Consider the following 9587-nt stretch of genomic DNA (forward strand, 5'->3'; position numbering starts at 1 on the left):
AGAAATCCGCTAATGGTTCTTATACGATAGAAATCGCGCCAATATTTAAAAATTGTGATGTTTGACGAGGCGAAGCCGAGGAGTTCTCAATTTTTAAATATGTTTTAAGCGATTACTATCGTATTAGAACCATCGGGTTTTTCTATGGAACAAGCAATATAGAACATCCCCTACTCTCTATGGTCTGAATACCCCATATTGGGCAAAGTGTACTATTGTTAGTAGTCTAAATTTTTATTTAAAAAGATTTATATTATTTTTGTGTCCCATACATATGATATATTATAGTGATATATAGGCGGGATATAAATGTTAGATTTAAAGAAGTACAGGAAATATTGTAAAAATATTTTGCTTGTCATTATTTTTGGTTTATTAACCATTTCTATTACAAAGGATCTTATGCGTATTTATGCCACCTCTTCCACGCAAGTGCAAGAGAATATTTTTGTTCCTATTATGATGTACCATCAGGTAAAAAACAGTGGATTGGGTAAAGATGTTATTAGTCCCACTGAATTCGAAAGTGATTTGAAGTTTTTATCTGAAAATAATTATAATACCATAACAATGACAGAATTGATTGCATATGTATACGATGGAAAAGAACTACCTGAAAATCCTATTATATTAACCTTTGATGATGGGTATTTAACCACATATAAATATGTGTTCCCTTTACTGAAAAAATATAATATGAAAATAGTGTTATCTATTATAGGGAAAAGTACGGATGATTTTTCAAGAGTTAAAGATGAAAATATTAACTATTCCCATTTAACGTGGGATCAGATTCTTGAGATGGTAGATTCAGACTTGGTTGAAATCCAGAACCATTCCTACGACTTACATAGTAATTGCAATGGGCGTTATGGCTGTTGTCAAAAGACGAATGAATGTTTTGAAGATTATGAAGAGTTTCTTGAAGAAGATATTATGAAATTACAAAGTAAAGTACAATCTGTCATTAATAAATCACCCAGTACTTTTACATATCCATTTGGAAAATATAATAATGATACGGAAGCCATTGTTAAAAAATTAGGTTTTAAGGCTACTCTTTCTGTTACATATGGTATAAATGTAGTAAAGAGAGGAGATTCAGATTCTTTATTTGAATTAAAAAGAATCTGTCGTTCTCACAACCAGGGTATAAGCAAACTGATAAAAGAGGGAATGAAGACTATTAAAAATGTTTCAGAGCAATAATCATTACTCGTAATTAAAGATATGCTATTCTTTTATAAAAGCCTATACATTTTAGGTCATCTATCATATTGCCCATAAATAGCGGATTTTCTATTATTTATGGGCTTTATTTGTATGAGCATAAAAACAAATCGACAGCTTTGTGGCTAGCCAATTATAATTTGGATAAGCTAAGGGTGCGAATATGACAGCCAAGGTATAAAATAATAAGCTGACAATTCCCAGCAATTCTAACCAATTGATTAATTGTCTTTTCATTTAGTATTTCCTAATTTTGCTCTTAAGATGCAATATAATTTTTCAATTCCCTTCTTTATATCTTCTTCCGGCACATTAGCATAGCCCAATAGAATAGTAGGGGGTAAGGGGGAAAGAGTAGGGTTTTCGCTTTCTGTATCCGGAAAGTAGTGTTCATTTAAACCATATAGTTTAATACTGCCTTTTGCGGCCAAATCAATAATTTCCTTTTCCGTTAGTTGGGTATTAAACCTTATGATTAAATACAAGCCTGCATTTTCTCCTTCTATCCGAATGGCATCCCCAAATATCTTTAAGTTTTGAATTAGTAAATCATGTTTGTTTTTATAAATCTTACGGGTTTTATTAAGATGCCGTTCAAAGTAACCACCTTCTATGAAACTTTTCATAATATTCTGATCCACTCTGGATACGGTGGAGGAATAAAAGTTAAAATTCTTTTTGTAAATTTCCAATAGTTTTTCAGGTAATACCATGTAACCAATACGTATAGCCGGAGCAATGGCTCTTGAAAAAGTTCCTAAATAAATTACCTTACTGGAAGAATCGATTCCCTGCAAAGAGGGAATTGGTTTTCCTTTGTAACGGAATTCACTGTCGTGATCATCTTCAATGATATAACGGTCAGGGGAAGAGTTGGCCCACTGTAATAATTCCAATCTTCGCTTTATAGGCATTACTATTCCTAAAGGGTATTGGTGAGATGGAGTGACATATACAATATTGGAATCTATTTTGGATAAATGGTCCATGGATATTCCGGAAGAGTCCAAAGGTATGGGGGTTACTTCATAATGCATAGTTTTAAATATCTTATAAGCCTGCATATAGGTAGGGTTCTCCATAGCTATATTTCCGGAGAAAATATTAACACATTCTTTATTGCTATGAACATTCTCGTCTGTTACGGAATTATTATTAATATTAATATTGGTGGAGGAATATTGGAGTATTTGAGTAAGAAGCTGTAATAAATAATCTGCCCCGGCACCAATTATAATCTGTTCAGTGGTACAGTTTACCCCCCTTGATTCATGAAGGTATCTGCCAATAGCTGCCCTCAGGCCTTCATCACCCTGATTATTACCCAGCAGGAATATATCATTATTATTATTATTCATAAAGGTATTGGACAATTTTCTCCATATGTTATAAGGGAAGCTATTAATATCAATGGCATAGGGAGAAAAATCATATTGATATGCAGGTTCTTTTTTTGATTTCACAGGAATCACAGTAGTTTTTTTCACTGCAATATGGGTTAATTCCGACACCATGGATACATAATAACCGCTTTTAGGAATGGATTCTATGTATCCTTCGGATAAAAGCTGGGCGTAGGCCATATCAATGGTATTTCTGCTTACCTGCATATGAATGGCCAGACTTCTGGTGGAAGGTAATTTTGCTTTAGGCGGAAGCTGACCGGACTTTATTTCATTTTTAATATATTCATATATTTGTTCATACATGGGAACAGAGGAACTGGAATCAATATTAATAGTAAACATATTTTACTCCTTATTCTGGTTTGGTTATTTATGAAATTTTTGACCTAATTAACAAGGCCAAACCTATATAAATATAACATTAATTAGAAATTATTTCAAGTTAATCTGTTCTATTTTTGACTTGAATTAGATTTCATTGTATGAGATAATAATCTAAAAATTGTAAAGGGGAAATAATAGGTGCGGGATTATGATTGATGTTATTAATGTAACAAAGAAATATGGAAAGTTTATTGCAAATGATGATTTGAGTTTTAAGGTACTTCCCGGAGAAATATCAATTTTATTAGGACCAAATGGGGCTGGAAAATCAACAATTATCAAAAGTATAGCCGGTTTATTAAGATTTAAAGGAAATATTTTAATATGCGGGCATAAAAATAAATCCCTGGAAGCTAAAAGGTTACTGGGATACATTCCTGAAATGCCGGTACTTTATGATATGCTTACCATATGGGAACACATGGAATTTATTGCAAGGGCCTATTCCTTAAAGAATTGGGAAGCCAAAGCCAATGAATTATTTGAAAGGCTTGAACTGGATGATAAGAAAAATAAATTAGGAAACGAATTATCAAAAGGAATGCAACAGAAAGTGAGTATTTGCTGTGGTTTATTGCCTGGTCCAAGAGTGTTATTATTTGATGAACCATTAGTAGGCTTAGACCCTCATGCCATAAAGGAATTAAAATCAATGCTGCAAGAATATAAAAAGGATGGCGCTTCCATTTTACTTAGTACTCATATGCTGGATAGTGTTTCAGAGTTTTGGGATAGTACCAATATTATGATGAACGGAAAGTTTATGGCTGGAAGAACACGTAAAGAAGTTCTTGGTACAGGTGAAGACCTGGAGAAGTTATTCTTTGATATTACAGAAAGCAAAAAAGATGTAAAAAGGAGGCAGGAAAATGAAAGGACTTAGCTACCTTTTAATTACTTCTTTTAAAAATCGCTTCTTGTCTTTAAAAAGAAAACCAGCATTAGCTGTTGTGTATGGAATTATATTCATTAGTATTATTCTAATGGTAATCGCTTTTCATGCGGATTCTAATTCAATAAAAGCCGCCTCTTATCAAGATATAAGAATACTCTATGGAATCATAGCATTGATAGGAATGCTATATATCGTAATTTTTTCAACAACTGGTTTATCCACAGGGTCAACTTTATTCACCATGGCTGATGTAGGGCTATTATTTGTTTCTCCCATATCCTCCAGAAAGATACTAATATATGGCTTATTAAAACAGATGGCAGCCACTATTTTTAGTGCACTGTTTATCTTATATCAGATATTTAATTTAAGAAAAGCTTTTGGACTTGATTCCAAAGGTATCGTATATCTGTTTATTATTTATGCCATAACACTATTTTTTTGTCAGCTGTTATCCATTGCCATCTATGTTTATAGTAATGGGAATACCGTCAGAAAGAATATTGTACGGGTTATATACTTTGGTATCATAGCTATGACTGTAATTAGTGTATTTGTATTACAAAGTTTACATGGAGGCTCTCTTTTAGAGAATGGTCTTATATTAGTAGATAATAAATTATTTCAAACAGTACCGGTTATAGGATGGGGAGTTATGTTTTTTCGTGCCGGTATAGAAGGTGATATGCTTAGCCTTACAATCTCTTTGCTATTATATATCTTAAGTAGTGCACTAATAATCTCTTTATTTACATCTGGAAATGCAGACTATTATGAAGATGTAATCCATTCAACGGAAATCACCCATAAGAGATTACAAGATGCTAAAGAGGGAAAGAGAACTTTTGCGAAGAATGTAAAAGTAAAGGAAAAGGTAACAGGAATTAAGAAAGGTACTGGCAGTAGTGCCATTTTTTATAAGCATATATTAGAAGAGAAACGAGAAAGCAGATTTCCTTTTATAGACACTTATACAATTATTGCATCTGTTGGAGCTGGTATTGCTGGCAGGTACATTCCTTCCCAGATGGCAGGATATATTATCTTAGCAATATTAATTTATATTCAATTCTTTATGACCATGGTAGGAAAACTGACTATGGAGTTAAATAGGCCGTATATCTATATGATACCGCAGAAGTCATTATATAAAGTAGTGGCAGCCTCTTTAACTACTATATTAAAAAATGCTGTAGATGGGATCTTGTTTTTTACTATAGTATGTATTGTGACGAAAACATCACCATTATTAAATGTATTTTTAGCATTGGCTTATGCTTGTTCCGGCCTGTTTTTTGTTAGTTTTCAATTGTTGGCCCAGCGTTTGCTTGGGGGACAACCGAATAAGATAATCTCATTAACGGTTGGATTAGGATTATTTTTTATATTGTTATCACCAGGTATAGGCTTTAGTATTTTTGCTATTTCCGTATTACCTGCTGCTTTGACTTTTTTAGGTACCTTACCATTTACATTTTCAAGCGTTATTATTTCAGTATTTATATTTGTACTTTGTGGTGATTTACTAGATAAGGCAGAGTATACAACCGGTTCAAACTAATTATTTTTAAGAATTTATTCCTGTAAAAGATGTTTAGAAACAATACCACCTGCTATTTATAAGGAGCTAAAGATAATGGAATTATATGAAAAATTAATAAAAGGAGAAGAAAAGCTTGCTGTAGTCGGTCTTGGGTATGTTGGAATGCCCATTGCAGTGGCTTTTTCTAACAAAATATCTACAATTGGATTTGATATTAATAAACAAAAGATTGAGCAATATTTAAATGGTAAAGATCCAACACAGGAGGTTGGGGATCTTGCTATTCAAAAATGTTCTGTTGATTTTACATGGAAAGAAGAGAAACTAAAAGAAGCAAAGTTTATTATTGTGGCGGTTCCAACTCCTATACATATTGATAAAACACCGGATCTGTCACCTGTAACAGAGGCCTGTGAATTAATTGGACGTAATTTAACTAAGGGTTCTGTGGTTGTATTTGAATCAACCGTATATCCAGGTGTTACGGAAGATATATGCATTCCTATATTGGAACAGCAATCTGGATTAAAGTCTATCATTGATTTTAAAGTTGGTTATTCTCCTGAACGAATTAATCCTGGTGACCAGGTGAATAAATTGAGAAATATTGTAAAAATAGTTTCTGGAATTGATTTAGAGACAAGAGAAACCATTGCAAAAGTATATGAATTAATTATTGATGCCGGAGTACATAGAGTAGATTGTATAAAAACTGCGGAAGCGGCTAAATTATCTGAAAATGCCCAAAGGGACATTAATATTGCCTTTATGAATGAATTGGCAATGGTTTTTGAAAAGATGAATATTAATACCAAAGAAGTTATTGATGCCATGGATACTAAATGGAATGCGCTTGGTTTTACACCGGGGTTAGTTGGTGGACATTGCATTGGTGTAGACCCCTATTATTTTATTTATCAGGCTGAAAAGCTGGGATATCACTCTCAGATTATACTATCTGGAAGAAAGATAAACGATGATATGGGTGCATTCATTGCTGACATCGCTATAAAAAAGATGATTAAAGCTAATAAGTTGGTTAATCAGGCCAAAGTCTATATTATGGGAATTACCTTTAAAGAAAATTGCCCGGATATTCGTAATTCCAAGGTACTTGATATTATTAACCGTTTAAAAGAATTCGATATTAACGTTACTGTTGTGGATCCCAGAGCAAATAATGAGGAAGTAATGGGAAGTTATCAGGTTGATATGGTACCAATGTCAGAAGTAAAGGATGCGGATTGTATAATTTTTGCCGTTGCACATGATGAATTTATGGACTTAACTTCTGACCAGATAAATGGTATGTTTCGTAATATTCCAATAGAAGAAAAAGTACTTTTAGATATTAAGAGTATGTTTCATAAAAAGGGATTAGATTCTTTGGGATTCTCCTATTGGAACCTTTAATAAGAAAAAGAGGAGCTAAATATTGTGAAAAAGAGATATATGGAAATCATTGTTGTATTCATCCTGCTGGCCGGTATAATAACAACAATACTGTTCATTGCATTTCGAAATCGGAATAATAAAGCCACTATGTCTAATACATTATTGTACGATGCTTCTGATGCCATAGAACTTGCCAAAAAGCGGTTACTAAAAGATAAAAATCAAGCAGAAGTAATAGCTGATATTAAAACAACGGAAAAGATAGTTGCCTTAACTTTTCAAGGTTTATCAGATAAAGGGACAAACAGCAAGATACTGGATCTAATGAATAAGTATGAAAGAAAAGGGACTTTTTTTGTGCCTGGAATTTTGGCAGCGGAAGATAATGAAACTATAGCTGCTATGTATAAGGATGGGCATAAGATTGGAAGCAACACGTTAAAAGGCACGAAACATCTGGAAAAATACAGTCAAGAAGAATTAGTCAAAGATTTTACTTTGGCGAATGATATTATTAAGACATGGACAAAAAATAACCCCAATACTTTACTATGCAATTCTACTAATTATACGCCTGAAATCCTGGAGGCAGCCTTTGCCTGTGGAAATGAAAAGGTAGTAAAAAGCACTCATTTTCTAAACTATCAAAGCTTTACAAGTTACGAACAAGTATTAGAATATGTATCTGGAATAGAGAATGGAGCTATTATAACCATAAAAATGGATGGAGTGCTGGATGAGACAGAATATAATTCGGAAAAGGCGGCGTCCAAACCAGAACATGTTAGTGGAGTAGAAAGTAGTAATAGCACAGAACATCTAAGTGAAGAAGAAAGACTAGTTATAATTATAGAATGGATTTTAAAAGCATTAGAGGAGACAAAGTATAAAAGCGTTTTTGTTGAAGATTTAGGTATGTATTATGATACTGATTTTGACAGATCATTTGAACAGGCTAGAATAGAAAATCAGGGTAAACTTGCTAAAGTATATAAAAGAATTACTACAGATGTGAATGGCATAGCATTTACCTTCCGTGGAATAGAAGATGAATACACATTGAATGAAATTCTTGCATTTCTGGAGGAGAACAAGCTGAAAGCCACCTTTTTTGTAACGGCGGAGGAGATGATTCATTATCCGGATAGGGTACAAAAAATATTGAACAAGAACCAAACTATAGGTAATGGGGGAATGACAGGCAAGGATCTAGCTTCTATGGATTTTGATGCTATGTGCTTAGAAATCTATAAAACCCATAAGATATTAAAGGAACAGTTTGGTGTATATACAGACTTATTTATGCCTGTATATGGAAAATATAATAATAACTTATTAGAGGCGGCCTCCACCTTAGGATATGAGGTTGTTACATACAGTAAAAATCCCGTTACCAATGAAATTGCCACTTTGAAAGATATTATGAGTTATTACAATAATGGTTTTAGGAAGGGAGATATTATCTATTTTAATCTAAACTTCCATAGTGAAATTGTAGATGTGGTAAAACAAACCTATTCTTTAATGGGGGAAAAAACATATAAATTATGCAGTGTACCAACTTTAATTACGTATGAAACAGACACTGCCATTCTTGTGACGAAAGATAATACAAAGTCCAACAAACCTCAAAAAACGATAGATAAAAACACAAAGGAAAATGATAAAAATAATTCCGATACTATTTCTGATGACAAGATAACAGCGGATACCAGAAAACATCTGGAAAAGCTGCGTAAAAATAACAAAGGGAAAAAGGCAAGAGAAATTAAAACCATATATACTACAGAGCAGGCACTTAGTTATACTTTCTACGGAATCAGTAATAGGAAGGTATTAGATGATGTTTTAGACAAATTAAGTATTTTAAATGCAAAAGCTACCTTCTTTGTAACAGAAAAAGATGCAAAAAATAATCCTTCTGAGATAAAAAAGATATCAAAATTAGGCCATGAAATAGGCGTTTGTCTGAACATGTCTGACGGAACAGACTTTTATTCCATATGTCAAAGTATAGATACGATACAAGGAGAGGTTGAAAAATTGTGCGAACAAAAACCTACCTTAGTTAGATATGCTTATGATGTGGATATGACGGAGGAAATGCTTGAGGCAATTTCAAGTTCCGGATGTATGGTGGTGTGGCAGAATTTAACGTTGGCTACATCCAAATTGGGAAAAGATGCAACACTTGAGGAAGTTCTGGCATATGGATTTAATGCAGGTAATATCTCAGCCCGTAGAGGATATATTATATATTTTAGAATGGATTATTATTCGAATCCTTTATTAATCGGTAAATTAATGATGAATATAGCAAAAGAGAGAATTGATACCATTGCTTATCACGACAATATTGCAAAGAATGGATCATCTTATTCCATAAAAACATTGGGCAGTCTATTAAGCAGTGATAAGATTTATTCTTATCCTTTAAGCGGAAAAGACATTATAGAATCTGTAAAAGATGCTATATACCCGGGACATTTGGAAGTATTAGAGGCTGCGCAGAATTTTGATTACATTAGGGGACGGTATATAGGTAATCCCAACGTTAATTCTCAAACTACACTGCCTGGTTTTAGTGATGACGAACTGGAACAATTAAATCAAGAAGGAAGGTTTACAGAGGACAAAGTTTTATTTTTAACTTTTGACGATTGGGGATCTGACAAAACAATTAATCAGATACTTTATGTATTAAACAAGTATGATATAAAGGCAACCTTTTTTG

The 9587-nt window shown here is 33.0% G+C and carries 6 protein-coding genes; 5 read left to right on the forward strand and 1 reads right to left on the reverse strand.

Going from position 1 to position 9587, the window contains the following annotated elements:
• Positions 1-309 precede the first annotated feature (309 nt).
• On the forward strand, positions 310-1209 hold the full coding sequence (locus RT261_RS19890) for a polysaccharide deacetylase family protein (RefSeq protein ID WP_313134885.1): 900 nt from the start codon (positions 310-312) through the stop codon (positions 1207-1209).
• Between the two features lie 254 nt (positions 1210-1463).
• Here RT261_RS19890 and pdxR read toward each other — a convergent pair whose 3' ends face one another.
• Entirely contained in the window at positions 1464-2978 is a 1515-nt protein-coding gene (gene pdxR / locus RT261_RS19895) for a MocR-like pyridoxine biosynthesis transcription factor PdxR (RefSeq protein WP_313134886.1), read from the reverse strand.
• Positions 2979-3168: 190 nt separating this feature from the next.
• Here pdxR and RT261_RS19900 point away from each other — a divergent pair, with 190 nt between their 5' ends.
• The 4 genes from RT261_RS19900 to RT261_RS19915 form a co-directional block, all read left to right on the forward strand.
• Positions 3169-3903 (forward strand): ABC transporter ATP-binding protein, encoded by a 735-nt coding sequence (locus tag RT261_RS19900; RefSeq protein ID WP_313134887.1) that lies wholly within the window; start codon positions 3169-3171, stop codon positions 3901-3903.
• The gene (locus RT261_RS19905; protein ID WP_313134888.1) at positions 3890-5476 is read left to right on the forward strand and encodes a putative ABC exporter domain-containing protein; all 1587 of its coding nucleotides are present in this window, start codon (positions 3890-3892) and stop codon (positions 5474-5476) included. Before RT261_RS19900 ends, RT261_RS19905 begins: the two co-directional genes overlap by 14 nt.
• 75 nt (positions 5477-5551) lie before the next feature.
• Entirely contained in the window at positions 5552-6871 is a 1320-nt protein-coding gene (locus tag RT261_RS19910) for a nucleotide sugar dehydrogenase (protein WP_313134890.1), read from the forward strand.
• 24 nt (positions 6872-6895) lie between these two features.
• Positions 6896-9587: polysaccharide deacetylase family protein (locus RT261_RS19915; RefSeq protein WP_313134892.1), on the forward strand; the 2692-nt coding region annotated here is incomplete at its 3' end.

This window comes from Anaerocolumna sp. (assembly GCF_032079385.1).
Taxonomy (GTDB): domain Bacteria; phylum Bacillota; class Clostridia; order Lachnospirales; family Lachnospiraceae; genus Anaerocolumna.